Source organism: Paraburkholderia hiiakae (assembly GCF_904848665.1).
Taxonomy (GTDB): Bacteria; Pseudomonadota; Gammaproteobacteria; order Burkholderiales; family Burkholderiaceae; genus Paraburkholderia; species Paraburkholderia hiiakae.
The window spans coordinates 422,978-448,080 of the sequence record NZ_CAJHCQ010000002.1 but is presented as its reverse complement, the minus strand read 5'-3'; the positions used below and the strand labels follow the sequence as shown (position 1 = coordinate 448,080).

21 protein-coding genes are annotated in these 25,103 nt (G+C 63.2%); 5 read left to right on the top strand and 16 right to left on the bottom strand.

Annotation, left to right across the window (positions count from 1 at the left end; all coding sequences use genetic code 11):
• Positions 1–91: 91 nt before the first annotated feature.
• Both JMY28_RS05955 and JMY28_RS05945 read right to left on the bottom strand, forming a co-directional pair.
• A complete protein-coding gene (locus JMY28_RS05955) occupies positions 92–1,810 on the bottom strand; it encodes a LuxR C-terminal-related transcriptional regulator (RefSeq protein ID WP_201694956.1) in 1,719 nt (572 codons plus the stop codon).
• A gap of 680 nt (positions 1,811–2,490) precedes the next feature.
• Positions 2,491–3,489: a LysR substrate-binding domain-containing protein gene (locus tag JMY28_RS05945; protein ID WP_201694954.1), complete on the bottom strand. Its 999-nt coding sequence runs from the start codon at positions 3,487–3,489 to the stop codon at positions 2,491–2,493.
• 102 nt (positions 3,490–3,591) lie between these two features.
• On the opposite strand from JMY28_RS05945, the gene JMY28_RS05940 reads away from it, so the two are divergent.
• Positions 3,592–4,920 carry a D-serine ammonia-lyase gene (locus tag JMY28_RS05940; protein WP_201694953.1) on the top strand — a complete coding sequence of 443 codons (1,329 nt, stop codon included), beginning with the start codon at positions 3,592–3,594 and terminating at the stop codon, positions 4,918–4,920.
• A gap of 30 nt (positions 4,921–4,950) precedes the next feature.
• On the opposite strand, the gene JMY28_RS05935 is transcribed toward JMY28_RS05940, so the two are convergent.
• From JMY28_RS05935 to JMY28_RS05910, 6 genes are all read right to left on the bottom strand, one after another.
• Positions 4,951–5,325 carry a BON domain-containing protein gene (locus JMY28_RS05935; protein ID WP_201694952.1) on the bottom strand — a complete coding sequence of 125 codons (375 nt, stop codon included), beginning with the start codon at positions 5,323–5,325 and terminating at the stop codon, positions 4,951–4,953.
• 27 nt (positions 5,326–5,352) lie between these two features.
• Entirely contained in the window at positions 5,353–6,474 is a 1,122-nt protein-coding gene (locus tag JMY28_RS05930) for a porin (RefSeq protein WP_201694951.1), read from the bottom strand.
• Positions 6,475–6,616: 142 nt separating this feature from the next.
• Positions 6,617–7,912 carry an MFS transporter gene (locus JMY28_RS05925; protein WP_201694950.1) on the bottom strand — a complete coding sequence of 432 codons (1,296 nt, stop codon included), beginning with the start codon at positions 7,910–7,912 and terminating at the stop codon, positions 6,617–6,619.
• A 100-nt stretch (positions 7,913–8,012) separates the two neighbouring features.
• Positions 8,013–8,630 (bottom strand): RBBP9/YdeN family alpha/beta hydrolase, encoded by a 618-nt coding sequence (locus tag JMY28_RS05920; protein WP_201694949.1) that lies wholly within the window; start codon positions 8,628–8,630, stop codon positions 8,013–8,015.
• Positions 8,631–8,642: 12 nt separating this feature from the next.
• Positions 8,643–9,623 (bottom strand): quinone oxidoreductase family protein, encoded by a 981-nt coding sequence (locus tag JMY28_RS05915; protein ID WP_201694948.1) that lies wholly within the window; start codon positions 9,621–9,623, stop codon positions 8,643–8,645.
• Positions 9,624–9,711: 88 nt separating this feature from the next.
• Positions 9,712–10,554 (bottom strand): TauD/TfdA dioxygenase family protein, encoded by an 843-nt coding sequence (locus tag JMY28_RS05910; RefSeq protein ID WP_201694947.1) that lies wholly within the window; start codon positions 10,552–10,554, stop codon positions 9,712–9,714.
• A 273-nt stretch (positions 10,555–10,827) separates the two neighbouring features.
• Between JMY28_RS05910 and JMY28_RS05905 the strand changes: the two genes are divergently transcribed.
• Complete coding sequence (locus JMY28_RS05905; RefSeq protein ID WP_201694946.1) at positions 10,828–11,862, top strand: AraC family transcriptional regulator; 1,035 nt, start codon at positions 10,828–10,830, stop codon at positions 11,860–11,862.
• A gap of 19 nt (positions 11,863–11,881) precedes the next feature.
• On the opposite strand, the gene JMY28_RS05900 is transcribed toward JMY28_RS05905, so the two are convergent.
• Together JMY28_RS05900 and JMY28_RS05895 are read right to left on the bottom strand one after the other, a co-directional pair.
• Positions 11,882–13,273: an MFS transporter gene (locus JMY28_RS05900; RefSeq protein WP_236596719.1), complete on the bottom strand. Its 1,392-nt coding sequence runs from the start codon at positions 13,271–13,273 to the stop codon at positions 11,882–11,884.
• Positions 13,266–14,636: an MFS transporter gene (locus JMY28_RS05895; protein ID WP_236596718.1), complete on the bottom strand. Its 1,371-nt coding sequence runs from the start codon at positions 14,634–14,636 to the stop codon at positions 13,266–13,268. The genes JMY28_RS05900 and JMY28_RS05895 overlap by 8 nt, the downstream gene beginning before the upstream one ends.
• A 201-nt stretch (positions 14,637–14,837) precedes the next feature.
• Here JMY28_RS05895 and JMY28_RS05890 point away from each other — a divergent pair, with 201 nt between their 5' ends.
• Positions 14,838–15,998: a BKACE family enzyme gene (locus tag JMY28_RS05890; RefSeq protein ID WP_201694945.1), complete on the top strand. Its 1,161-nt coding sequence runs from the start codon at positions 14,838–14,840 to the stop codon at positions 15,996–15,998.
• Positions 15,999–16,134: 136 nt separating this feature from the next.
• Here JMY28_RS05890 and JMY28_RS05885 read toward each other — a convergent pair whose 3' ends face one another.
• The 6 genes from JMY28_RS05885 to JMY28_RS05860 form a co-directional block, all read right to left on the bottom strand.
• The gene (locus tag JMY28_RS05885) at positions 16,135–17,349 is read right to left on the bottom strand and encodes a CaiB/BaiF CoA transferase family protein (protein WP_201694944.1); all 1,215 of its coding nucleotides are present in this window, start codon (positions 17,347–17,349) and stop codon (positions 16,135–16,137) included.
• Positions 17,350–17,399: 50 nt separating this feature from the next.
• Entirely contained in the window at positions 17,400–18,458 is a 1,059-nt protein-coding gene (locus tag JMY28_RS05880; RefSeq protein WP_201694943.1) for a BKACE family enzyme, read from the bottom strand.
• A 224-nt stretch (positions 18,459–18,682) separates the two neighbouring features.
• Positions 18,683–19,435, bottom strand: coding sequence for a GntR family transcriptional regulator (locus JMY28_RS05875; protein ID WP_236596717.1), 753 nt, complete (start codon positions 19,433–19,435; stop codon positions 18,683–18,685).
• 643 nt (positions 19,436–20,078) lie between these two features.
• The gene (locus JMY28_RS05870; protein ID WP_201694941.1) at positions 20,079–20,660 is read right to left on the bottom strand and encodes a fasciclin domain-containing protein; all 582 of its coding nucleotides are present in this window, start codon (positions 20,658–20,660) and stop codon (positions 20,079–20,081) included.
• A 127-nt stretch (positions 20,661–20,787) separates the two neighbouring features.
• Positions 20,788–21,510 (bottom strand): anti-sigma factor, encoded by a 723-nt coding sequence (locus JMY28_RS05865; RefSeq protein WP_201694940.1) that lies wholly within the window; start codon positions 21,508–21,510, stop codon positions 20,788–20,790.
• Entirely contained in the window at positions 21,507–22,064 is a 558-nt protein-coding gene (locus tag JMY28_RS05860; protein WP_236596716.1) for a sigma-70 family RNA polymerase sigma factor, read from the bottom strand. Before JMY28_RS05860 ends, JMY28_RS05865 begins: the two co-directional genes overlap by 4 nt.
• 495 nt (positions 22,065–22,559) lie before the next feature.
• Here JMY28_RS05860 and JMY28_RS05855 point away from each other — a divergent pair, with 495 nt between their 5' ends.
• Both JMY28_RS05855 and JMY28_RS05850 read left to right on the top strand, forming a co-directional pair.
• Positions 22,560–23,546 (top strand): ferritin-like domain-containing protein, encoded by a 987-nt coding sequence (locus tag JMY28_RS05855; protein WP_201694938.1) that lies wholly within the window; start codon positions 22,560–22,562, stop codon positions 23,544–23,546.
• Between the two features lie 118 nt (positions 23,547–23,664).
• The gene (locus tag JMY28_RS05850) at positions 23,665–24,975 is read left to right on the top strand and encodes an Nramp family divalent metal transporter (protein WP_201694937.1); all 1,311 of its coding nucleotides are present in this window, start codon (positions 23,665–23,667) and stop codon (positions 24,973–24,975) included.
• The last annotated feature ends 128 nt before the right edge of the window (positions 24,976–25,103 follow it).

The following is a 25,103-nucleotide window of genomic DNA, read 5'->3' as shown; positions in this document are numbered from 1 at the left end:
AGAATAGGAGTGCGACCGGCAGCGTTCTATAGGCGAACACTGCGGCTAGCATAGGAAAATACTGCGGCCCACCTGGACCGCCTGGAAACGTTTATTTGTGTACGGGTATCCGCAGCGTGATCGATGTGGATAAGGCGCTTGGCGCGCGATGCTGCATGGAGCCTTTGAGCAGTTCGACGGCTGCGCGGCATAAAGACAGATTGAGTTCGATTGCCGGGGCCGCGAGAGGGTCTACGCGCTTGTCGCCGTGTTTGGCGTCGAACTGGACGGCAATATCACGCTGGCCGTCACTGCGCGTGACCGTCATGGCGGACATCGCGACTTCGCCCCCAGGATGGCCGACGACGCACTGACGTAGCAGTGCGCGCAGCAGACGTCCGACATGTACGGGGTCGACCATCATGTCCTCCTCAGGCAGATCCGTCCGCGACCGCAAGGCGACGCCGAGATGGGACGCGTACTCAGTCAGTGATGTCACTGTATCGTCGATCAGGGCACCAACGTTTGTCGACCGTGGCGACAGACTCAGTTCGCCTTCTTCGAGCCGCATCATGTCTTCGATACCGTCGATCAATCCACTCAGTCGATGGATCACCTCCGCCGCAGCCCCTATGCGTTCGTTCGACGTAGGGGGTGAACCGCGGTCACGCAATTCGGCCAGCATGTCGGATAGCACGCCCACGGCAGGACGCATCTGGGCGCAGATCTCAAGGAAAAGCGCGCTCTTGCGCCGGCTCGCCGATTCCGCTTCCTCGCGTTGGAGCCAAAGCGCGCGGGCCATGTCGGAGCGGCCGGTTACGTCGACCGACCCGCACGCTACGCCGAGCAGTTCGCCTTGTGCATTCCGGAACGGATGGGCCCATGTATGCAGGATGACCCGCTGTCCATGGCGCGTGATCTCGACGTCCGCCTGCATGGCGCTACCGGAGGCCAGCCGGTTCATATAGCGCGCATGCAACGACTGCGCGATATGAGGAGGAAACCAGTCCACGTCTGTCATGCGTTTGCCGACGACCGCTTCGAATGTCGTGCCGTGCAGTTCCAGAAACGCCGCGTTGCAGGCGATCAACCGTCCTTCTAGGTCGCGGATATGCAGCGGCAGCGGCGCGCCGTCGAGCATGCCGTGCATGGCATCGATGTCGGCCGCCGAAAGATCGATTTCTGGCGACGGCTTCACACTTGCCGGCGCAACGCTTTCCATGAGCCCGTGCTGTCTGGCAATCTCCAGAAGGTCCACCAGCGAACGTGCATGCAGCTTGCGCCGCAGATGGCTGCGATGCGCGCTCACGGTTTTTTCGCTGATCGACAGTTCACGCGCAATCGCGTTGTTCGGGATGCCGCGCGCGAGGTATTTGAGGATGGTTAGCTCCCGGTCCGAAAGCAGCGCAAACGGTGACTTGCTGGCCGGGGCGGCGAGCGTGGCGGAATCGGGCAGCGGGAAATAACGCTGGCCCGCCAATGCGTCTGCGATTGCGCGGTGTAGTACTGCCGGGTCCTGATTCCGAGGGACGAGGGCATCCGCGTCGGCGTCCATGCAGCGTTGCACGAGCGCTTCCGCGGCGCTGGCGCCCAGGATGATTACCTTAACCGGTAGTTTTCGCGTGCGGATCCGCTTGAGCACCTCCAACCCGCTGAGCCGGGGTAGATCGAGGTCGAGCAGCATGACGTCGGCGGCAACCCCGCGCGCAAGCTGATATGCCTTGTAGCCGTCCTCGGCTTCACCAACGACTTCATGCCCGGCATCGACGAGCCACTGACTCAGCGCCATCCGCGTTAGGGGTTCAACGCTCGCCACCACCATGCGCGCCATCGCAAACCTCCAACGGTCCGCCTCAGATTGGGCTTCAAAGAGTAACCGAACCCAGTGGGACGATTGTACTGAACCGGCGGACGGGTGCCGCAGGGGTTCCCAACCGCGAGCGTCGGCTCTTGCCGAACTGCCGTCCCCTGAGAAGTCGGCTTGGATGATCGGACCACTCCGTTAGCTGCCCTTGAATCCCTGACAGTGCGACCGGCGGCAGCGGGTCGATATGACCCATTCGCATATACGGGACATTGGCCTTGGCGCCGGATACTGCAGCGCCGGCGCGCTTACCGAAATGTTCACCTAGCGAATCTTGACATTACAGATCAAACTTCCAGAGGCCGCCGGCCAAGCCTTCAAGGCAAGCGGTCACGAATAGCGAGCAACAGATCGCGGTGCCGCTCAACAAGCAACGGAATGACCGACGCTCCGCTCATCCATCGACCGATGGTGCGGCGGTCATACCCCGAATATTCAGCGAATGCTACCTGGGTCCAGCCGAGGTGTGCCAAAGCGTACGACCGCACTGCACGTTTTGACGTTTGCCCAGACGAGCGGCCTAGCCTTACCGTTGAACGCAATCTCCGGCCGCAAATACGAATCAACGCGAATCTGCCCATCTTCGATCAGATAGTCCGATACCCGCAACTTGGCATTTTCCGGGTATTTGTCTGCCCGTCGCTACGCTACGCAGAATCCTCCCTGCCTGACGACACATGCTGGCTCTGGCGACGCCCTCTCCGGTGCGGCACCAGCAGCGCCGTGCGGGCCGTTTCGAACCGGCCGCATTCGCCTCTGAGCCACGTGGCAAACGCGACCGCGCGACGATCCTCGGGCCGCCGCGTGAGCAGCACGTAACGCGCCGATGCGCGCACGTGCTTGCCAAAGACATCCACGAGTCGCCCGTTCCGGATCTCGTCGTGGACGAGCGCCGTACGTCCCATTGCCACGCCCTGATGGCTCAATGCCGCGCTGATGGCGAGACTGGAGAAGTTGAACTGCGGCCCCTCGAGATGGGCGAGCCAGGCGGGATGGAACGCTTCCAGCCACATGCGCCATTCGTCGAACTCGCGCGAACCCGTCCACGGCGAGGCGTCGTGAAGCAACACGACACCGTCGAGCGACGCGCCCTTCGCAAAGTCCGGATGCTGCTCGAGGTATTCGGGTGTCGCGACCGGTATCAGGTATTCGTCCATCAGCACCTCGGACTGCACATGCCGGTACTGAACCGGGTCGTAACGCACCGCCACATCGATATTGCCTTCATCCATCGCTCGGCGATCGAGCGCCTGAAATTCGGCCATCAGGCGCACCTGCACGTCGGGCTGTTGCTGAAGGAATGCGCTCAGACGCGGCATGAGCCACTGCATGGCGAACGATGGCAGGCAATTGACCTGCAGCGGTGCCTGCGACACGGCAAGCCGATGGATCGTCTGCCGGATGTCGTCGAGTGCGCGAGCCGTGGTCTTCAGCAGCGCATCGCCCTCGCGGGTGAGCTTGAGGCTGCGCGCCTCGCGCACGAACAACGGATATCCGAGCCGGTCCTCCAGATGACGCATCTGCTGGCTCACCGCACTCTGCGACAGGTTCAGCGACTCGGCCGCCCGGGTGAAACTGAGCAGGCGGCCCGCCGCTTCGAAACAGCGCAAGGCGCCGAGCAGAGATGCATCAATCTTCGTTTGCATAAGTCTGGCTAATGTTTGCGTTAGGAATGATCGCTGTTTTGGCGGTCATTTTATCGCCAGAATGAACGTCATTCCCGATAACAACATGGATAACCCAGCCTTATGGAAACCGTACCCCTCGACCCAGCTCTGCTACACGAAGTTCAATCACGGCAGCCCCTGCTCTGGCTGAACCCAAAGCTTGGTCAGGCGTTTCCCGCTGCGGCCCCGCCGACCGCACTGATCGCCGATGCCGAGGCACGGCTCGCGCGGTTTGCACCGCTGATGGCAACGCTGTTTCCGGAACTGGCGTCCACTGGCGGCCACGTTGAGTCGCAACTGATGCCGGCTGATCCGCTTCGACATGCGCTGGGCGCAGACAGCAGCGCCAAGGGCGCATGGTTCATCAAACGCGACGACGCGCTCCCCGTGGCTGGATCGATCAAGGCACGCGGCGGCTTCCACGAGATCCAGGCGCTCGCCGAGTCGATTGCCATCGAACATGGCGTGCTCGATTCTGATGCAGACCTCCGTATCCGTTCCGGAGCGCGGGCACGCAACCTGTTCGCGCAATATTCGGTAAGCGTGGGCAGTACCGGCAATCTGGGGTTGAGCATCGGCGTGATGGCCGCAGCCCTCGGATTCGATGCGGTCGTCCACATGTCCGCGGATGCGAAGGCGTGGAAGAAGGAGCGTCTGCGCAAGCGTGGCGTGCGCGTCGTCGAGCACGCGGGCGACTACGCCGAAGCGGTGGCCGCTGGGCGCAGGGAGGCGCTCGAATCGCCGCGCTGCTACTTCGTTGACGACGAGCGCTCCGAGCGGCTTTTTTTCGGGTACGCCGCCGCTGCGCGCTATCTGGCACGCCAGCTTTCCGATGCAGGACGAGTCGTCGACGCATCGCATCCACTATTCGTTTATCTGCCGTGCGGCGTGGGTGGCGCGCCCGGCGGCATCACCTTCGGGCTCAAGGCGCTGTTTGGCGAGCACGTGCACTGCTTTTTCGCCGAGCCCGTTGCGTCACCCTGCGTTCTTGTCCAACTGGCATCCGGCAGCACCGCACCGCTGTCCGTGTACGACATCGGGCTCGATAACCGCACCGCTGCCGACGGCCTCGCGGTGGCACAGGCCTCCATGCTCGTCAGTCCGTTGATGGCCAGCCAACTGTCCGGTGTCCTTACCGTTTCCGACGATCGGCTCTACGCACATCTACTGGCGCTGAAGGCATCGCTAGAGGTGGAAATCGAGCCGTCGGCCGCTGCTGCCATCGGAGGCCCGCTGTGGCTGTGCGAATCGGCTGCGGGAAGAGCGTACGCGCATCAACATGGACTCGACATGCGCAGCGCGACCCACGTCATCTGGACAACCGGCGGCTCGCTTGTCCCTCAAGAAGAACATCGACGGTTTCGGGCTCACGCTGAAAGTCTCGGCGCATTCGCGGGGATTCACGGATAGCGCAACGGCCGTCCAAGGCGCCGCGCCCTTCTATTCGCCGAAGGGCCGTTGAACCGAAAGCCGGTTCGTCACGGACGTCACACCGGGTACTCCCTTAGCAATCTCCGCCACCATGCCGATTTGGGACGACTCAGTGACGGTGCCGTTGAGGGTAACCGCACCGCTTCTCGCGACGATGCTGATGCTACCGGCGTCGATTTCCTTGTGCTTCGCGAGCGCCGCGTAGACCTTGCGGCTCAACGCTCGGTTGGCCCTCCTCACTTCCCTTGCCGTCGGCGCGGCGGGTGCCATCGCCGAAGCAGCCTCGGCCCCGCTGGCCTGCGCGCTCGTATTGGTGCTCAGGGCCGCCAGCAACGCGATAATCGACACGCAGGCCGAAGTTCTCAGGATTCCCCTTCTTTCCATGGCTTGCTCCGCTTACGTTTGATGTCTTCAGAAGGTATGGCGGATGCCGATGTTCGCCGCCGTCGTCGAAACGCCTGGCGCGACCGGTGCGCCATAGGTGATGGCCTGATTCATGGTTCCGCGGTTGTTGACATGGCCCACCTGTGCGTAGAGCAGCGTGCGGCTCGACAAGTTGTACTCCGCCCCGAGGGCAAATTCGCTGGAATGATTCGCCGAGTCGTTTCGGTCTTTCATATAGTAAAAGCCCGAGGTGACCTTGAAGAATGGCGTGAATTGATAGCCGAGCCCAGCCGAAACGAGTTCGAGGTCGGCCGACTTCAGGTTCGACGGATCTTGCCCGACTCCATAGCCAACCGAAACGCTCAGAGCATGGAACGTGTACTTTCCGCCAAAATAGTAGAAGCGGTTGTTCTCGAGGCCAGTGGGTGTGGCGGCAGCAAGATTGGTGTCATGCCCGCTGTAGTACACCGCCGCGAGATTCAGACCGTAGTTCGAGTACCGCAGCACGGCGGACTCGCGCGTGCCGCCCTGAAATTGTCCCGCCACGCCACCGGGCGCGTACTCCAGCGCGAGCCAGGCGCCGTAGAACTTTGGCGACTGATAGACGATCGCGTTATCGTCGTACAGCGCGCCGATCGGCACGTTGGTGTTGGTACCGGTCCAGTGTGCCGCCTGGTTCAGGCCGAGCCATGCCCCCAGTACGCTGCCGAAGTACTGCGCCGAGCGCACATCGGTATCGGCCAGTGCAAAGATCATCGGCGCGTACTGTCGCCCGAAGTCGACAGAGCCGAATGGTCCGGAAATGCCCACTGTCGACTGCATGTTGAAGATGGCGGTCGCGCCCGTCGCATCGGCCAGACCAAACTTGCCGGTGCCGCTATTGAACACGCCTTGTAGCCGGAAATTAGCCTTGTAGCCGCCGCCAAGATCTTCGGTCCCCCTGATACCCCAGAAGCTCGCGTAGATACCCGCGTCCTTCAGCGAAAAGACATGCCCCAGGTTTTTCGCGTTCCCCGCGTACGACGCCGCCGACGTGCTCTGATAGAGCAGGCCCGTGTCGATCGCACCGTAAAGCGTCACCGATGATTGCGCGTGTGCAGCACCTGCCACGGTCGCAAGCACGGCAACTGCACCCAGTTTCAGTTTCATTTCGTCTCCTCAGATCTCCTGTGGCATCAGGTTCTGGCCAGCGCGTTGTTTGCCTGCGTCATGAGGCACCACCTGATGCTTTCTGTTTTCCTGTTCGCACTGCTTACTACCTGGCAGTGTGTCGCTCCCACGAGTCCCGGAACTAGCCTGCAAGGCGCGCAACGTCACGCGGATAGCGCCACCTGCCCACGACGAAAAGAAGCGTCGAGACAACAGTCGCGAATGGAATCAGTTCGAGCGCCGCGTGCAGTCCGATGCGGTCCGCGAGCATGCCCGTGATGACGGGACCCGCAGCGAGGCCGAGCAGGTTGTTGGCCAGCGCCCAGATCGCCATGGCGCTCGCGTGGATCGGTGCTGGCGTAAGCTCAGCCACAAGCGCGCCGGTCGGGCCGCACACGCCCGAGCCGAGCAGCATGCCGAGACCGATCAGCCCCAACTGCAGATGCCCCGCCGGCAATTGAAAAGCCCCTGCGAACGCGGCACCCGAAAGCGCGCAGTACACAATGGCCATCATCCACTTGCGGGCCCGGTGGCCACGGCTGATGCGGTCGGTCAGCATGCCGCACAGGATCAGCCCCACGCCCGAGGTCAGCACGAAAATGGCGGCCAGCACGCTCGCGCGGTCGAGCGGCAGACGATAGGCGCGCAGGAGGTAGCTAGGCAGCCAGACGAACAGCGCGCCCGGTAGAATCAGCTGCACGCCGCAACCGAGGTATGCGAACGCGACAGACTTCGAGGCGAACAGCGCGCGTGCCAGTTCGCGCGGCGTGAAGCGCGGCCGCGTGCCTGTGGGCGAGGCGCCCGAAACAGCCGTCCGGCAACGCGCAATGCGTTCCTCGGTCACCACGGCGCGATAGATCAGTGCAAGCACGAAGCCGAACACCGCCATGGTGGCAAACGACCAACGCCAGCCGAAGTGCGCAGCCACGATGCCGCTCAGCGCCATGCCAAGCATCGAGCCAAACGAACCACCCGCGAGGAACGAGCCCGACAGCGTCGCGCGCAGGTGAGCAGGGAACACGCTGAGCACGACAGCAAGGCCGACGCTGCCATAGGCAGCCTCGCCGACGCCGATGAACAGGCGCGCCGCGAACATCTGGCCGTAGTTTGCCGAAACCGCGCAGCCCAGCGTGGCGAGGCTCCACAGCATGGCCATCAGGAACAGGCTCCTCACGCGTCCCCAGCGGTCGGCCAGGATCGAGACCGGAAACGCCAACAGCCCAACCATCAGCGAGACGATGCCGCTGAGCGAGCCCAGCTGCGTATCCGTGAGCGACCATTGCGCCTTGAGCAGCGGAAACACGGCGTTGAGCACCTGCCGCGACATGTAGTCGGCGAGCAGGAGTCCGAAGGTCAGCGCAAAGACACACCAGGCGTAGGACCTGGATACAGTCGGCCTTTGCGCGTAGGGGTCGCCCATGGCGGCAGTCGCTTGCATTCCCACAATCGTCTCCTTGATTATTTCCTTGAGCGGCACGCGCCGGGTTTCTGCCCCTTTGCTACGTAGCGTTCGCTCTCGTCTGTGCGCCGCGATCCGGTCAGGCGTGCCACAGTGCGGTGGTTGCTCCCGCTGCCCGTCGGCGCGCCAGCGACTCGATCAGCCCGACGGCGGCCGGCCATTCGCCGAAGCCGCTGGCCGGATTCAGGTGACCTACATTGCCAAAGTCCACCAGTTCACTGCGCCACTCGCGTGCGATCTCGACCACGCGCTGGTAACGGGCAAGCGGGTCGTTTCGGCTCGCAGCGACGATCGAGGCAAATGGCAACGGCTCGCGCGGTACGGGCAGCCATCCATTGGCACCGAGCGCATCGAGGTCCGGGTAGCCTTCGGGCATCGGCGTTTCGAAGTCCGGCGGCGCGGCGAGCAGCGCGCCCCCGATCGCCCGCGGATAGCGCCGGGCCCAGTGGGCCACCATGATGCAGCCGGCGCTATGGGCGACGACGATGACGGGCGAGTCAGCGGCCTCCACGGCTTTTTCGATCGCCTCGATGCGTGATGCGCAATCGAGCTCGGCGCGCCCCATCGGAGGCACCGCGAGAACGGGCCGGTTCTGCGCACGCAGATGCGCTTCGAGTCGCGTCTGCCAGTGCTGTTCGACGTGATCGCGCAGCCCTGGCACGATGACGACAGTCGGCGCTTTGCCGGTCCGGTTCATGGTTTCTCCCCCTCAGACCGTGAAGATGGACGAACCCGTCGTCCTGCGTGCTTCGAGATCCCGATGTGCGTGGATGGCGTCCTCGAGCGCGTAGCGCTGGTTGATCTCGATCTTGATGTGTCCCGCAGCGACGTGACCGAAGATCTCGGCGGCAAGCTCGGCCTTCTCGAGCGGATCGGCAATATAGTCGGCGAGCGCCGGGCGCGTGACGAAGACTGAACCTTTGCGCGCAAGAATCTGCGGCTCGAACGCGGGCGCCGGGCCGGATGCGGTGCCGACACAGACCAGCAAGCCACGGCGCTTGAGCGAATCGAGCGATGCCGCGAACGTGTCCTTGCCCACGCTGTCGTAGACCACGGATACGCCTGTGCCGCCAGTCAACTCCCGCACACGCTGCGCCACGTCCTCGCGCATGTAGTAGATCACTTGATCGCAGCCGTGCTTGCGTGCGATCTCCGCCTTCTCCTCGCTCGACACGGTGCCGATCACCGTCAGCCCCAGCAGCTTCGCCCACTGGCAAAGAATGAGACCGACGCCGCCTGCAGCGGCGTGCACGAGTATCGTTTCGCCAGCCTGCAGCGGCCAGATCCGCCGCATCAGATAGGCCGACGTGAGGCCGCGCATCGTCATGGCCGCCGCCGTTTCGCACGCGATGCCTTCCGGCAGCCGGATAAGCGGGGCCGCCTGAATCAGCCGCTCGGTACTGTACGCGCCTAGCGTATTCACGAACCCCGTGTAGGTCACGCGGTCGCCGGGCGCCAGATTGGTCACGCCTGCGCCCACTGCCTCAACCACGCCCGCCGCTTCCACGCCCAGGCCCGCCGGCAACGGAACTGGGTAGAGGCCGGTGCGGAAGTAGGTGTCGGCAAAGTTCAGACCCACCGCCTCGTGGCGTAGCCGCACCTCGCCGGGGCCGGGCTGGCCGACTGCCATTTCCTCCCAGCGCATGACTTCCGGCGCGCCGGTCTCGTACATCCTGATTGCGTGTGCCATGTTGCGTCTCCTGATTTCCAGCTCGTACGTCCCTGTCTGTTATGTCGTTCTGCTAACCATTCGCCAATGCGGGGGCAGTGCGTGCGCGTCAAAACGGCCGGTCGCCGATGATGCCGGCGCGTTCCATCTTGCGCGGCTCGGGCCAGTAGTCGTGCACGGCGTAGTGCTGCGTGGCGCGATTGTCCCAGATGGCCACGCTGTTGGGCTTCCAGCGAAAACGCACCTGGAACTCGGGGATATAGGCCTGGCTGATCAGGTAGTTGAGGAGATGGCTTGCACCGGGCGTTTTGTCCTGCCCGTAGCGCACGTTTTCGGGCGTGTGGAAGTTCGCGAAGTGCGTGGTGAAGCCGTTCACGTACAGCACCCTTTCGCCTGTTTCGGGATGCGTGCGCACCACCGGATGCTCGACCATCGGATTGTCTTCGGCCAGCTTCGCTCTTGCCTCGGGCGCCATTGCCGCGCCGAAGGAATGCTCGATGCTGTGTTTCGCGCGCAGCCCGTCGATGCGCTGCTTGATCTCATCGGGCAGATTGCGGTACGCCGCCCCCATGTCGACCCAGATGGTGTCGCCGCCGACTTCCGGACACTCGACACAGCGCAACACCGCGCCCATCGAAGGGCATGGCCGCCAGGAGCCGTCGGTGTGATAGCTGTTTTCGTAATTCTCCTTCTTGTCGCTGCGATAGATCTGCACGAGCCCCGGATGATCCGGATCGCTGCCGGCGACAGGATGGTCCTCCAGTTCGCCAAAGCGCCGTGCAAATGTGACATGCTCCGCGCGCGTAATGTTCTGGTCGCGCAGAAACAGCACCTTGTGCTTGAGCAGGAGCGCCTTGATTTCGGCGAACAGCGCGTCATCGCGCGCAGCATCGCCCAGATGAACGCCGGAGATTTCGGCGCCGATGGTGCAGGTCAATCGTTCGATTCGCATGGACTGATTCCAGTGAAGAAGGGGCTTGCGTGGAGGGCGGCAGGGATGCTCGCGTATGCCGCCTGCCCGCCTGGCTCGTTGCGTCCCTTTTGCTGATGCCGCTAGTGACGCACCGCCATGAAGAGGCATTGTGGGAAATGCGTCACTCGCGCGCTTGACGCTGCGCGACACGATCTGACAACACGCGACACGCTGCACGTTCATGGTTAGTCCCGACAGACGCCGCACTGCACAAACATTACCCTCTGAAAATTACCGTCTGTGCGTGAAGCCATGCCTCTCCTGGTTCGAGCCGCCTCTCTCGCCAAGTTTTCGGAGATCGCCCGAAGCACGGGCATCGATCCGGTTCGCACGCTGCGCGACGCGGGGCTCGATCCGTCGTGCCTCGCGACCCCCGATCTGCGCATTCCGGAATCGGGCCTTGCACAGGTGATCGAGGGCGCGGCGCGCCAGGCCGGTTGCGGCTCACTCGGCGTGCGCGTCGGCGAAGCGTGGCGGCTCTCCGATTTCGGCCCGTTGAGTCTGTATCTGCAGCATCAGCCGACGCTGCGCCAGGTGCTGGCGCAGATCGAGAGCTACCGCCATCTGCTGAGCGATTCGGTGGTCATTCACGTCGAGGAAACTGGGGATGTCGCGCTCGTGCACGTCGGGCTCGTGACCGGGCGGCCCCATCCGGGACCGGAAATGGTGGAGCTGACAGTCGGCGTGGTGTTCAGTCTCATGCGCTCGATACTCGGCTCGAATTACGCGCCCCGCAGCGTGCATTTCTCGCATGCGGCGCCGGCCAGCCTCGCGGTGCATCGCCGCTTCTTCGGGCGAAACGTGGAATTCGATAGCGAGTTCGACAGCATCGTGCTGGCGCGGCAGGATCTCGATCGCGCGAACCCGCTGGCAGACATGCATCTCGCGCGCTACGCGAAGGATCTGCTCGACCTGCAGCCGCGCTACAGCACGGAATCGCTCGCCGACAATGTGCGCCGCACCATTCATGTCCTGTTGCCGCGCGGGCAAGGCGCGATCGAACCTGTGAGCCTTCGGCTTGGCCGCACGCCTCGTACGCTGCAGCGCCAGCTCGAACAGTCCGGGCAGCGATTCTCAGCTCTCCTGAACGAGGTCCGTGCATCACTCGCGGTGCGATACCTGGAGCAGCCACGTCATTCGATGTCCGATATCGGCAACCTGCTGGGCTTTTCAGAACTCAGTGCGTTCTCGCGCTGGTTCAGCGCCGAATTCGGCAGGCCGCCGAGCGTGTGGCGCAACGAGCACGTCACGCAGATGCTCGCCGGGACGGTCCAGCGCGGACAATGAACGTGCCGTGGCCTAGGCCTCAGACCGCAGTGCCCTGACTCACCGCATCGGCGGCGACTGGCGCCATGTCCGGCGTCCCGCTCGAGATCCGGGCAACATCCGAATCGTAGCTGCGCATGGCGACGACGAAGCACACCGAGGCCATGATGCTGCACAGCGGCGTGACCGCGAATGCCCGCTGCAGCCCCCACTGGTCGGACAGGATGCCGGCCAGGAACGGCCCCGTCGCCAGCCCGCAGACGTTCTGAAACAGGGAAACCACGGCGGCACCCGTAGAACGCACCCCCGGGTGAATGATGTCCATCGCAATGCCCGCCACCACGCCCACCGTACAGTTCATGAAAAAGGCCCCCAGCAGGATCATCCTGAACTGCGCGTCTCCGCTATACGTACCGCCGAACGCGACGGCAAAAACTGCCCACGTCATCAGGCACAACACGGCCAGCGCGAGCAGCTTGTTGCGGGGCCTGCGAACGGCGAGGCGCCCCACCACGATGCCCCAGACCGTGCTGCTGACGGCACCGACCAGCACAACCACCGCCGCCGACCTGGCCGCGGCGTCCGGCGCCATGCCGTGGAAGCGGTTCAGGTAGCTCGGCAGCCAGGACCAGATGGCCGACACCGTAATCAACTGGGCGGCAGCGCCGGCGCAGACCCATAGCAGCGTCCGTGTGCGTGCCATGGTCCCGAACACAGGCTTGAGCGTCTGGGCCAGCGACCGTGTTGGTTGTTTCGAGTCGAACGTCAGCGCGGGCGTCCGGTAGTCGCGCACGCGCAGATAAAGCAGGGCCAGCACGAGCCCCGGCACGCCGACCACGCCAAAGGCCGCTTGCCAGCCCCATTTAGCCGCGATGGCGCCGCCGAGCACCACGCCAAGCACCGAACCCAACGACGGAGCGGCATAGAAGGCCCCGAGCACCGCGCTGCGCATACGCCCCGGAAACAGTGTCGAGATGAGGGCGACGCCGACCGATCCATAGCCTGCTTCGCCGATCCCCACCACCGCGCGCGCGGCAAACAACTGGCCGTAGTTGGCCGTGAACATGCACGAGATCGTGGCGAGGCTCCACGCGAGCGCCATCGCAACAATGCTCTTCACGCGGCCCATGCGGTCCGCCACCAGCGCAACGGGTATGCCGCCCGCGCCCACGACTACGGAAATGACGGATACCAGCGAGCCCAACTGCTTGTCACTTAGGTGCCATGCGCTTCTGATGTGAGGAAAGAGCGAGACGATCACCTGTCGATCGACGAAATCGAAGAACATGAGTGCGAACGTCATCACGAAGGCGAACCACGCCTCTCGCGGGCTCGTCAGGTAATTGTCGTTGTGGCTGGAGTCGGGGCGTTGGGGCAGCATGTTGATATTCCTTTTCATCGAACCGGCAATGACTGTCCTGCGCTCAACCACGGCGTGCCTCCTCCAGACAGCACCAGCGGCCGATGAGATAGACCGTCAAGGGCAGCACGGCCGCGCATGGAAGCCAACGAAGGGCGGCCTGAAGGCCCACAGCGTCCGATATCACGCCAGTGACGAAGGGACCGGCTGCAAGGCCCAGTACATTGTTGAACAGCGTCAGCGTGGCAAAGGCCGATCCATGAAACGCCGGTGGCGTAGCCGTGGCGATGATCGCACCGCAGGTGCCGAACGAACTGGCAAGAAAGAGCACCGCGGCTGCAAGCAGTCCGAGTTGCAGGTTGCCCGTCGGCATGCGCAATGCAATCGCCAGCAAGACACCTAGCGCGAGGCAATACACGATCGCCATACTCCACCGCTTGAGCGACGATTCCCGGCAGATCCAGTCGGTCGCCACGCCGCACAGGAACTGGCCGATGCCGCTCACCAGTACCAGGCCGGCCGCCACGACGGCAGCCTTGCTGACAGGCATACCCCAGTAGCGATTCAGGTAGCTGGGCAGCCACACGAATAGCGTGCCCTGAATGAAGACCTGAAGGGCGCTGCCAAGATATGCGCAAAACACCGAGCGTGACGGAAACAGTCCAAGGAAGAGGGCCCGAAGTGTCAGCGTGGCGCGGCCTTGCGCGGGGCTCGCGCCCGCTTCGTCCGGATGGGCGCGCGCGATCCTGTTTTCCGTGACGACGAAACAGTAAATGATGACCAGCAGGAGGCCAAATATCGCCATGACGCCCATCGACCAGCGCCAGCCGAAGTGCGCAGCGATGAGGCCCGAAAACGAAACACCGAGCACGGACCCGAAGGCCGCCGCGGACGTGAAGCCGCCGACGATACTAGAGCGCATATGCCGTGGAAAGAGGCTCACGAGCATCGCCAGCCCGACACTTCCGTAGGCTGCCTCGCCGACGCCGACGAACAAGCGGGCAACGAACATCTCGTGATAGTTCGCGGCAACCGCGCAGCCAATCGTGGCAACGCTCCATAACCCAGCCATCAGGGCAATACTTTTGACGCGCCCCCAGCGATCCGCCACCACGGAAAATGGCAGCGTCAGCACGCCGACCGCCAGCGGCACGATGCTGCTGATCGAACCCAGTTGCGTATCGGAGACGCCCCACTGCGCTTTCAGGATCGGGAATAACGCGTTGAGCGCCTGCCGTGACATGTAGTCGGACAACAGGAGGCAGAACATCAACGCGAAAACCAGCCATGCGTAGGCTCGGGCGCTGCGGGAAATCGAAATCGATCCGGCCGGCAGGACATTACTCGTAGAAAGGTTCAACGCTGCCTCCTCCAAAAATTCACCTGCGCCGCCGGTTTCCGCCGGAGCCGGCGTGGTGCTGATGTCATCCATCATCGGCCAGTTTATTTAATGTCGACATTAATGTTTATACCGAGTGCCCTCGATACGCACGGCGGTGTACGCATCGGCATATCGTCCCCAGAGAATTCTTATTTTTGTCGACATTAATTATTTCGCGATGCTACACTGCCTCCAACCTGATCCCGCACTCCCGCGCGGTGGGTCGAAACTCGAAGACGTCTACAGGAGATCCGCATGCATTTCATCGATGACTCCCTGCTGCCCGAGAACCAGCAGCCCCTCGTCATTCAAGCCGCGCCCTATGGCCCGCAATGGTTGCCCGGCGATTCGAACGATGTGCCCGTAACGATGGCCGAGCAGGTGCAAAAGGCCGTGGACTGCTACAACGCCGGCGCGACCGTTTTGCACGTGCACGTGCGCGAAGCCGACGGTAAGGGCTCCAAGCGCCTCTCGATGTTCAACGAGATGCTCGACCGTCTGCGCTCCGCCGTGCCGAAAATGGTCCTGCAAGTGGGCGGCTCGATTTCGTTTGCACCCGAAAGCGAAGGCGACATTGCCCGCTGGCTGAACGACGACACGCGCCACGGTTTGGCCGAGTTGAACCCGCGCCCGGACCAGGTGACGGTCGCCATCAACACCAGCCAGATGAACACGGCGGAGTTGAAGGTACACACAGACGTCCTGCACACATCGTGGGAAGACCTGGAGAACAGTCCGTACCGCGAGATGACCATTCCCGCCGGTCCGGCTTTCGTGGACGAGCACATCCGCCGCCTCGTGGCCAATGGTATTCAGCCTCACTTCCAGATCGGCCACCTCGCGCAGCTCGAAACGCTGGGGCGCATGATCCGCCGCGGCAAGTACATGGGCCCGCTGGTGTTGAACTGGGTGGCCATCGGCGGCGGCATGGATGGCCCGAATCCGCGCGCCATGATGGAGTTCATCAATCATGTTCCGGACGGTGCCGTGCTGACCATCGAAGGCACCAACCGTCCTCACTGGCCGCTGACCACCATGGGCATCTGCCTCGGCATGCACGTGCGGTGCGGTATCGAGGACACGCTGCAGGACGACCTCGGCGAGCGCATTCCCTCCGTGAAGCAGGTCGAAAAAATGGTGCGCATCTCGCGCGAACTGAACCGCGAAATCGCCACCGGCGAGGAAGCCAAACGCATTTACCAGATCGGCACAAGTTACGGCAGCATCGAAGAAACGTTGGCCAAAAACGGCTATCCGCCGTTGCGCAAGCGCGGACAGCGCGGCTTCCTGTTGTACGACGGCGCCTACTTCCCGGGCGAAAGCCAGCGTGCGGCGGAGGCCGAACATCAGGCGGAGATCCAGCGGCGCCTCGATGCGCTCGCTCGCGGTGACTGGAAAGCAGCGACTGCGGCATGACTTGTTCGGTTTCCGGTAGCACTTGCAGGCGGTTCTCGCGAGCCGCCTGCGGCCATTCCGTTGCTTGTACAGTGCCTGCAGGCTCGCGCGCTGGATGCCACAGACATCCCGCCCGTGGCATCGACCGGACTACTTATCAGATGACGCCCTTCTCTCGCAGCGCCACCAACTCCTGATCCGACACACCGAGCTCGCCATGCAGAACGTCGTACGTACCTTCGCCAAGTCGCGGGGGCGGTCGACGCACCGGCAAGCGTTCACCGTCGAAGCGCCACGGCGGCGCGAGCACGTACGTCTTGCCGCTTGCCGTATGCGGATGCGGTTGCTCGGTCACGAGGCCTGCTTCCATCGTGCGCTTCGAGAGCAGCGCCTCGCGCAACCCCGCCACTTCGCCGCACGGAATGCTCGCGCTAGCGAGCCGTTCGAGCAGCCACACACGCGGCCGGCTCCCCAGTTCGCGCGTGAGTTCGGGAAGCAGGATCTTTCGGTTCTGCGAACGCAGGATGTTCGTCTTGAAACGCGCGTCGTCGGCCAGGTCGGGCCGCTCGATCACCTCCCGGCAGAAGCGTTCGAACTGGCTGTTGTTGCCCACGGTAATGACGAGTGGGCCGTCCGCTGCGTCGAACACGCCATAAGGCACAATCGACGGATGCGCGTTGCCGTAGCGCGGCGGGTCTTCGCCCATCGCTAGCGCCTCCAGCCCGTAGTAGGCGGTAATCATCAGCCCGCAGTCGAACAGGGCCATTTCGATGTGGCGTCCGCGACCGGTGCGCTCGCGCTCGAACAGCGCCGCGAGCATCGCCTGCGCCGAGTACATGCCGGTGAACAGATCGACGGCCGCAACGCCAAACTTCAGCGGCGGCTGCTCCGTTTCGCCGTTCAGCGCCATGAGGCCCGCTTCGCCCTGCACGACGAGGTCGTAGCCGGGCCGCGCGGCCTCGGGGCCAGCGCGGTCGTAGCCCGAGATCGAGCAATAGATGAGACGCGAGCTCTCGCGGCTCAGTTGTTCGTAGCCTAGCCCGAGCTTTTCGGCCCCGCCGAACTTGAAATTCTGGATCACGACGTCGCAGGTCTTCGCGAGATCCTGCGCGATGCGCTGGCCCTCGGGCGTCTGCAGATCCAGCGCGATCGAGCGCTTGTTGCGATTCACGCTGTTGAAGTAGGCAGTCTCGGTCCGCCCAATGCGCAGGCCCCAATCGCGCGTGTCGTCGCCCCGCTCCGGGTGCTCGACCTTGATGACCTCTGCGCCCAGGTCGCCAAGCACCATGGCGCTCCACGGCCCAGCCAGAATCCGCGAGAAGTCGAGCACGCGCACGCCTGCCAGCGGCAGGCCCCTGTTGTCGGTATGCATCAGCAGACCCTTTCGGTTCGTTGAAGAGCGAAGTAGACCTAAGGGTTCACTCAGGCCGTCTTGCGCAGAAAGCCCTGATTGCCGCCGTTGCGGTTGGGCGCGAAGCCGTTCGCGTGAAGCGACTCCTCTGCCGTGTCGTAGAACACACCGATCTTCGAGATCTCGCGCGCCTCACGCGCCGTGGCGATCTCGCGGCCGAACTCGCGCGAGATGCGCACGAGCTGCTCGATCTGCTTCACGGTGCTCATCTTCTCCGTGCGCGACTGGTTCCACAGGCAGTCCTCAGTGCCGCAACGCACGTGCAGGCCCATCGCGATCCCCATCATATTGACGGGCAACACATTGCGCACGTTGCTCTCCACGGTCACGACCGCACCATCGGGCACGGCGCGAATGAAGTTGGCGAGGCTGTAGACGCTCGGCGTATCCATGCCGCCCGCGATGGCCACCCAGTTCATGACCAGCGGGCCTCTGTAGAAGCCGCGGCGCATCAGACGCTCCACCGACTCGAAGCTGTTGAGGTTATAGCACTGGAACGCGCTCTGGATGCCCCTTGCCGTGAGGCGGCGCACGTGTTCCTCCACCCAGCCCGGTTGCGCAGGCACCGACATTTCCTTATAGGCGTTGAAAATGGCCGGATTCTCGCGCGAAGTGCCCCGGAAGTCCGCGTCTTCGGCCTGGTCCGTGACGTTCATCTGCGAGGTGTTGACCGTCACCGTGACCTGGTCCGGTGTGGGTTCGAGATCGGCCAGCATATGGCGTGTGTCGTCGGACAGCCACTTCGCCGCCTGCCCCTCGTTCTCGGGCGCAAAGGAGATCGATCCGCCCACCTGGATGACCATCTCCGGCACGGCCTTGCGCACGCCGGCGATCAGCTCGTTGAATTTTGACAAGCGCTTGCTGCCCTTGCCGTCCAGTTCGCGCACGTGCAGGTGCAGCACCGTGGCGCCCGCGTTGTAGCAGTCCACCGCCTTCTGGATCTGGTCCTCCATGGTGACCGGGATATCCTCAGGGAAGTCCGCGGGCAACCAGCCGGGGGCGTAGGGTGCTGCCGTGATGATCAGGGGCTGCTGGTTCTCCGGGAAGAGATGGCCGTCGAGAAAGTTCATGCTGGATCTCCAAAGGGAAACTGCGGTCGGCGCTACCGGCTCGACTGCAATCGGCCCATTGTCCTGTCCAGTTCACTCCCCCGCTTGATAATCCACGACAACCATTTGCCTATACGGGACAGACGTCGAGAAAGCAGGACGCCTGCGCGCCACGCGACCGTACACCGCCGCAAAACGGCCCAACGGCCTGCCGCAACCGGCGCCCGGGCGCAGCGGCGCGGCGCTCAGGCGGCGCGTGCCTTGCGTCGCGCAGGCGTGCCGCCCTCGGGCTTTTCGACCGCGCGGATAGCGTTGTCGCGCGAAGTGTCCATGCGCGCCCGCACGCACTTGAGCACGCGCGCCAGATCGCGCGACGCCACCGCGCGGCGCAGATCGCGCCAGCCCCGAATCGACTGCGCAATGCTCTCGGGATGCGTGGCGAACGCCAACCGGTTGTAGCGCAGGACGCGCAACGAGATGGACTTCAGCATGTCCGCGAGCACGAGATTGCTGCTCAGGTCGAACACGGCGAAATTCAGCAGGAAGCCTTCGAGCACGTAGGCATCGAGCGATTCGTTCATGGTGCGCTCGAGCGCCTTCACGTGCTCGTCGAATACTTTGCCGAGCTCCTCCGGACACTCGGCGAGCAACTCCTCGATGAGGGCCGAATACAGCACGGTGCGCACCGCGAAAATGTCGCGCAGTTCACGCGCGTCCGGTTGCGTCACGATCGCGCCACGGCGTGCCTCGAACGCGACCAGGCGGTCGCGTTCGAGAATGCGCAGTGCTTCGCGCACCGGCGCACGGCTGACGTGCAGAACCTCGCCGATGTCGCCCTCCAGGAGCCGCTTGCCGGCTTCGATGTGATTGAGCGTGATGGCACCCGCGATGCGGGCCGCGATCTGTGCCGCCACGGGCATGGACGCCCGCGCCCATTCATTGCCCCGCAACACGGCATCCTCCACCGCCAGCATCAGTTGGTCCCTCGGCTTGAGCAAGGTTCCGAGATCCGGAAGTTCTTGTGTTTTCTGTCTTGCCATATCGGAATGTCCAGTCGGGAAAGTTGCGCCTGATGTCACTACAGCAAGTATACCATTCGGCTCTGTCGATTTTGTTATTGTCGACATTAACATGTTTCGCAGTGGTAGGCCCTCTCGGCATATAGCTGGCGATTCGCGGCGCGTAGTGCTGGCTTCTTGCACTCGGATTGAACAAGGGCGAACTCTTCGAGCATACGGTTCTGCGAAACCCCCACTTGAACCGACAATCCATACCCGCTGAAATATTCGAAGCGGTGCGCGACGCAATGGAATGATCAGCGCGCTAACTGACGTGATCTGCCTCTTTCCGGCAGGTTGTCCTGCGAATGACGGTTACTGAATGGCCGTTACAGTCAAATTCCTGCCTTTGCAGAAGCGGCGGCTCGACCAAGTAGCGCCGACCGCGGGCACTAGCCAGAAGGAGCCGTTCGCCTTACATGAACGAACTGTCAACGATTTGTGCGTTAAGCCAGGTGGAGGAGGTGGAGGAGTCGGCGATCGCGCCAGCGGAAGCGAATCCAAATGACACGCCGGGAACGAGCACACGCGAGGTTTCACCTCGTTGGCGTAAGGCCGCTCGTTCCCGGTTTTCCATTCGACATCAGGGCAACAGCACGGTGTCGACAACATGAATGACGCCATTGGACTGCATGACGTCGCCGATCGTCACGTGCGCGACATCCCCCTTGTCGTCGGTGATGGCCCAGCCTTTGGCGTCCTTGCTGACGATCAGCGAATCGCCTTCCACGGTCTTCAGGATCGCCTTGCCACCGCCCTGGTCAACCGCCATGGCGAGATCGTTCGCCGTGAGGCGCCCCGGCACCACGTGATACGTGAGCACCTTCACGAGCATGGCCTTGTTCTCGGGTTTGAGCAGCGTCTGAACCGTGCCGGCGGGCAACGCGGCGAACGCCTCGTTGGTCGGCGCGAAGACCGTGAAGGGACCGTTGCCTGATAGCGTATTGACCAGCCCGCCGGCCTTCACCGCGGCGACCAGCGTCGTGTGGTCGTTCGAATTCACCGCGTTCTGGATGATGTTCCTTGACGGATACATGGCGGCGCCGCCGACCTCCACGGTGTCGTCAGCGGACATCGAACCGGCCATTGCGGCGGTCGTCGTTCCCAGCACCAGAGCAAGCGCCAGCCCTGCGCCGACCGCCTTCATCTTGTTGCACGATTCCATCTGCGTTCTCCCGAAAGATCGATGCTTCCGGACTGGAAGCTAGCGAAGATACGGGTCAAACGAAGCTGTGGATGCACGCCTTGTCGCGCACCTGTTGAGCGGCAAGCGCATGAATCGTGTCGCGCGCTCATGCGCCACCCACGACGCCTTTCGCCAGCACCGGCCCGGTCGGTTGTCCGGTCGGCGATCCGCCACGCGGCTCCAGCGATACGGCGAGGGTCGCTCGCGCGTTCAGCAGCGCGAGCCGGGTCTGCGGCAACGAGACGATGGTCGGGCGGTCTCCTGCGATCACGCCGAGCGACAAAGGTTGCGCGCCCGGCGGAATCAGCCACAGTTCGGTGGAGCGGTCTGCCGCAACCGGAGTACCGTTTGCCGGGACGATCACCATGCGGGCACGCTCGACGTCGACGATCGCGGCCCATCCTGCGCCGCCTCCGTCCCGTACCAGACTGGCCACCTTGTAGGCATCGTGGCCCGGCCCAGCGATGGAGCGATCGCGAACCGGCAGGACGGAAAGAATGACGAGCGCCATGGCTGCGAGACTCGAACCAATGCCGATCCACCTCCACAAGCGAATGTCATCCCAGAGTCTGACGCGAGGCCGCGACGTCTCGATGGGCGCGAAGCCCAGTTCGGACTGGATGCGCGCCCACACATACGGCGCGGGCGCGATCTCGTCGATATCTTCGTTAAGCGGCATCAAGCGGTTCTGCCAGCCTGCGACGCTTGCGGCCAGTTGGGAATCGCGCTGCAATGCCTGTTCGAAATGTCTGCGCCCAGCCGCGTCGAGAACGCCCAGTACGTATTCGGCGCACCGCAGGTCATCAGGGCTGGATAGGGGCGTATTCATTGTTCGAGACATGCTTTGAGCTGGAGCAGACTGCGCCGGATCCAGCTTTTCATGGTACCCAGCGGTACGCTCAAGCGCTCCGCCAGTTCGGCATACGTCGCGCCCGTGAAGAAGGCTTCCCGAATGACACTACCCTTCTGGGCCGGCAGTCCTTCCAGACAACGCTCCAGACGTCGCCGCTCCTCGCTATGTTCGACGATCGCGGCAGGCGAAGGACCTTCATCGGCAACCTCATCCCCGATCGATTCGTCCAGTGGTTCTTCGCGGTGCCGCCGCAGGCGGTCAATGGCCCGGTTGCGCGCGATCGCGACAAGCCACGTGATCGCACTGGCCAGCGTCGGGTCGAACGTCACGGCGCGGCGCCATACGGTGACATAGACGTCCTGCAGCACCTCTTCGGCTTCGCCGCGATCGCGCAGCATCCTCAGGCACACACCGAAGAGCTTCGCGGACGTGCGTCGGTAAAGTGTGCCGAAAGCGGCCCGATCGCCTGTTCCAACGTCGAGCAGGAGCAGATTCAGTTCGTCGCGGCGACGGGCTTCGGGATCGCCCATCGGTTGACCGCCATCGGTTGCCGGGTTACCGCTCATGTAGTCTGTGCTCTCACTGGATCGCCCTTGCGGAATTTGGCATGGCTGGGAAGCCGCCGTGCGATGCCCACTTGAAACGCGCTTCTTCTGTGGCAGCTTCCATCGCATCCGCAGGCACTTTCGCGGCGGACCGCGGGCATATTCCTGCCATGCCAGTCGCTGCCAATCTATCAGTTACGGAACAGAGGCGTGGCTGGATGCACTTGCTACAAAAAAATTTTGTGTGCACCCGCCGCCAGAAATATTTTTGTGTGCGACCCGCATCCGCAGATCCTTGCTGTCCGTAAGGAAATCTGAAGACTTGCCGCCCCCTGTCGTTGCTCCTGTTCTTCGCTCAAGGATGGCCCGTCTTCGTGCCTGCGATTCTCGCTACCGCTTCGCGGATGGCGTTCTGTTGCCTCCGCGCATGGGCCGCGAGTCTTGCGGTAGTCCCCTGCGAACTTTATGAGGAGCATGGCTATGTCCGATACGAAAGGCAATTCAGCAGCGCTCATCGACGTGTTCGACCGTCGCGTCGAACGGCGCCTGAAACGCAGGCAGTTTTTCAGGAACGCCGGGGGACTGGGTCTCGGCCTGGTCGGCGGGACCCTTATCAGCGCTTGCGGCGGTGGCTCCGGCGCCCCCGCTTCGGCGAACCCGACCCCGAGCGCGCCGACCGACGACGAGATCCTGAATTTCGCGCTTAACCTCGAATACCTCGAAGCGCAGTTCTATACGTACGCAACCACCGGTAGCGGCCTGCCTGCGAATATGCTCAGCGGCGTTGGTACACCGGGCGCCGTCATCCCCGGAGCGCAAGTCCCATTCCAGGATCCTTTGGTGCAGGCGTACGCAAACGAAATTGCCAACGACGAGCGCGAGCACGTCGCGTTTCTGCGCAGCGCACTGGGCTCGGCCGCCGTTGCACAACCCGTCATCGATATCAGCGGCACCAATCCGAATGGTGCGTTCTCCGTTGCTGCGCGCGCAGCAGGTCTGGTCGGCGCGGGTGTCGCGTTCAGTCCGTACGCAAGCGACAACAATTTTCTGCTGGGCGCGTTCATCTTCGAGGATGTCGGCGTGACGGCCTACAAGGGCGCTGCGCCGCTACTTGCCAGCAAGACGTTCCTGTCGGCTGCCGCAGGCATTCTCGCTGCCGAGGCCTATCACGCGGGCCTCGTGCGCACCACGCTGTACGCAAAGGGCCTCGACATGTCAAACCTGATCAGTGCAGCCAACGCCATCTCTGCCGCACGTGACAGCCTCGACCAGGTAGGCAACGACGACCAGGGCATCAGCGGCAGCACCGCGGGTACGTCCAACATCGTCCCGCTCGACAGCAACGGCCTCGCATTCAGTCGCACCTACAACGACGTGCTCAACATCGTCTATTTGACCAGTACCGCAGCGGTCAAAGGCGGTTTCTTCCCGAACGGCGTGAACGGTACGCTCAACATGAGCGCCTGAACGCAACGGCGGAACACCGGTCAGGTGAGCGTGGCGGCAGCCGCGCTCACCCGTTGGGCAGTGGCAGACATCCCGCCAGCCGCAGACCGGGTCACGAAGACCTTGTACAGGGAGCATCATGAACGAAGCCGTGAGTCAGGCCGTCGTGCCGAAGACGCTTACCGAACAGACCTGTTTCAATATCCGCGAAAGCCTCTCAGGTCGACGCCGCGGGCCACGTGTCATGCTCGCCTTTGCGGGGCCCGCGGTGGTCGCGTCGATCGCGTACATGGACCCCGGTAACTTCGCGACCAACATCCAGGCTGGCTCCGGCTACGGGTATGCGCTGCTGTGGGTGGTAGCGGCCGCCAACGTCGTGGCGATGCTATTCCAGTCTCTGTCGGCCAAGCTCGGGCTCGTGACAGGACGCAATCTCGCCGAACTATGCCGAGAGTCGTGGCCGGCTCCGTGGGTCGTTGCCATGTGGCTGACCAGCGAAATCGCCGCGATGGCAACCGACCTCGCGGAATTCGTGGGCGGGGCGATCGGCGTGTCGTTGCTGCTGCATCTGCCGATGATGGTCAGCATGCTGGTCACGGGCGCCGTCACGTATGCGCTGCTGCAATTCGAGCGAAAAGGCTTCCGCCCGCTGGAGTTGTTCATCGCCGGACTGGTCGGCGTGATCGGCCTTTCGTACATGGCCGAACTATGGATCGCGCCGGTTCAGTGGCCGATGGTGTTGCGGCACACCTTTATGCCGAGCGCTCCGGACCGCAACGCATTGACCATTTCAGTCGGCATCGTCGGCGCGACCGTCATGCCACATGTTCTGTTCCTGCATTCAGGCCTGATGCAGAGTCGTGTGACGCCACGCAACGAGCGCGAGCGCTCACAACTGCTCGCATTCTCCAACATCGAAGTGGTGGTTGCGCTGGGTTTCGCAGGCCTGATCAATATGGCCATGGTGATCATGGCGTCCAGCGCTTTTCACGAGACGCATCCGGAGATCGCCAGCATCGAGACTGCGTGGCACACGCTAACGCCGCTGCTAGGCAGCGCCGCGGCAGGTTTGTTCCTCGTCGCGCTTGTCGCGTCCGGCATTTCAAGCTCGGTGGTCGGCACGATTGCTGGACAGATAATCATGCAAGGGTTCGTCGGCTTTCGCATTCCGGTGTGGGTACGGCGACTCGTCACGATGGTGCCTGCATTCGTCGTCGTGGCCTCGGGTGCCGATGCGACCCGTGCATTGGTATGGAGTCAGGTCGTGATCAGCATCGCCTTGCCGGTCCCAATGAGCGCGTTGGTGTGGTTCACGTCACGCACCGCGCTGATGGGACGCTATCGCAATAGCCCTTTGACGATAGTCGCGGCGGTATCGGGCACCGTCGCTGTGCTGCTTCTGAACCTGATCCTGCTACTGCAAATCGCAGGCGTTTCCGGGTTGATTTGAGATCCTGCTGCGCCCGCACTCTCGAAACGGCCGAGCGCTTCTGGCTAACCTGCACGTCCGGTCGCTTCGGTTTGCGTATTCCAGCGGACGGAGACACATTCGACTTCTCGACAACCGGCTCGCAAGGC

What these genes read in the sequence shown, in the direction of transcription:
- JMY28_RS05955 (WP_201694956.1), bottom strand. Translation starts at nt 1,810, where the DNA reads ATGGCGCGCATGGTGGTGGCGAGCGTTGAACCCCTAACGCGGATGGCG.
- JMY28_RS05945 (WP_201694954.1), bottom strand. Translation starts at nt 3,489, where the DNA reads ATGCAAACGAAGATTGATGCATCTCTGCTCGGCGCCTTGCGCTGTTTC.
- JMY28_RS05940 (WP_201694953.1), top strand. Translation starts at nt 3,592, where the DNA reads ATGGAAACCGTACCCCTCGACCCAGCTCTGCTACACGAAGTTCAATCA.
- JMY28_RS05935 (WP_201694952.1), bottom strand. Translation starts at nt 5,325, where the DNA reads ATGGAAAGAAGGGGAATCCTGAGAACTTCGGCCTGCGTGTCGATTATC.
- JMY28_RS05930 (WP_201694951.1), bottom strand. Translation starts at nt 6,474, where the DNA reads ATGAAACTGAAACTGGGTGCAGTTGCCGTGCTTGCGACCGTGGCAGGT.
- JMY28_RS05925 (WP_201694950.1), bottom strand. Translation starts at nt 7,912, where the DNA reads ATGCAAGCGACTGCCGCCATGGGCGACCCCTACGCGCAAAGGCCGACT.
- JMY28_RS05920 (WP_201694949.1), bottom strand. Translation starts at nt 8,630, where the DNA reads ATGAACCGGACCGGCAAAGCGCCGACTGTCGTCATCGTGCCAGGGCTG.
- JMY28_RS05915 (WP_201694948.1), bottom strand. Translation starts at nt 9,623, where the DNA reads ATGGCACACGCAATCAGGATGTACGAGACCGGCGCGCCGGAAGTCATG.
- JMY28_RS05910 (WP_201694947.1), bottom strand. Translation starts at nt 10,554, where the DNA reads ATGCGAATCGAACGATTGACCTGCACCATCGGCGCCGAAATCTCCGGC.
- JMY28_RS05905 (WP_201694946.1), top strand. Translation starts at nt 10,828, where the DNA reads ATGCCTCTCCTGGTTCGAGCCGCCTCTCTCGCCAAGTTTTCGGAGATC.
- JMY28_RS05895 (WP_236596718.1), bottom strand. Translation starts at nt 14,636, where the DNA reads ATGATGGATGACATCAGCACCACGCCGGCTCCGGCGGAAACCGGCGGC.
- JMY28_RS05890 (WP_201694945.1), top strand. Translation starts at nt 14,838, where the DNA reads ATGCATTTCATCGATGACTCCCTGCTGCCCGAGAACCAGCAGCCCCTC.
- JMY28_RS05885 (WP_201694944.1), bottom strand. Translation starts at nt 17,349, where the DNA reads ATGCATACCGACAACAGGGGCCTGCCGCTGGCAGGCGTGCGCGTGCTC.
- JMY28_RS05880 (WP_201694943.1), bottom strand. Translation starts at nt 18,458, where the DNA reads ATGAACTTTCTCGACGGCCATCTCTTCCCGGAGAACCAGCAGCCCCTG.
- JMY28_RS05870 (WP_201694941.1), bottom strand. Translation starts at nt 20,660, where the DNA reads ATGGAATCGTGCAACAAGATGAAGGCGGTCGGCGCAGGGCTGGCGCTT.
- JMY28_RS05865 (WP_201694940.1), bottom strand. Translation starts at nt 21,510, where the DNA reads ATGAATACGCCCCTATCCAGCCCTGATGACCTGCGGTGCGCCGAATAC.
- JMY28_RS05860 (WP_236596716.1), bottom strand. Translation starts at nt 22,064, where the DNA reads ATGGGCGATCCCGAAGCCCGTCGCCGCGACGAACTGAATCTGCTCCTG.
- JMY28_RS05855 (WP_201694938.1), top strand. Translation starts at nt 22,560, where the DNA reads ATGTCCGATACGAAAGGCAATTCAGCAGCGCTCATCGACGTGTTCGAC.
- JMY28_RS05850 (WP_201694937.1), top strand. Translation starts at nt 23,665, where the DNA reads ATGAACGAAGCCGTGAGTCAGGCCGTCGTGCCGAAGACGCTTACCGAA.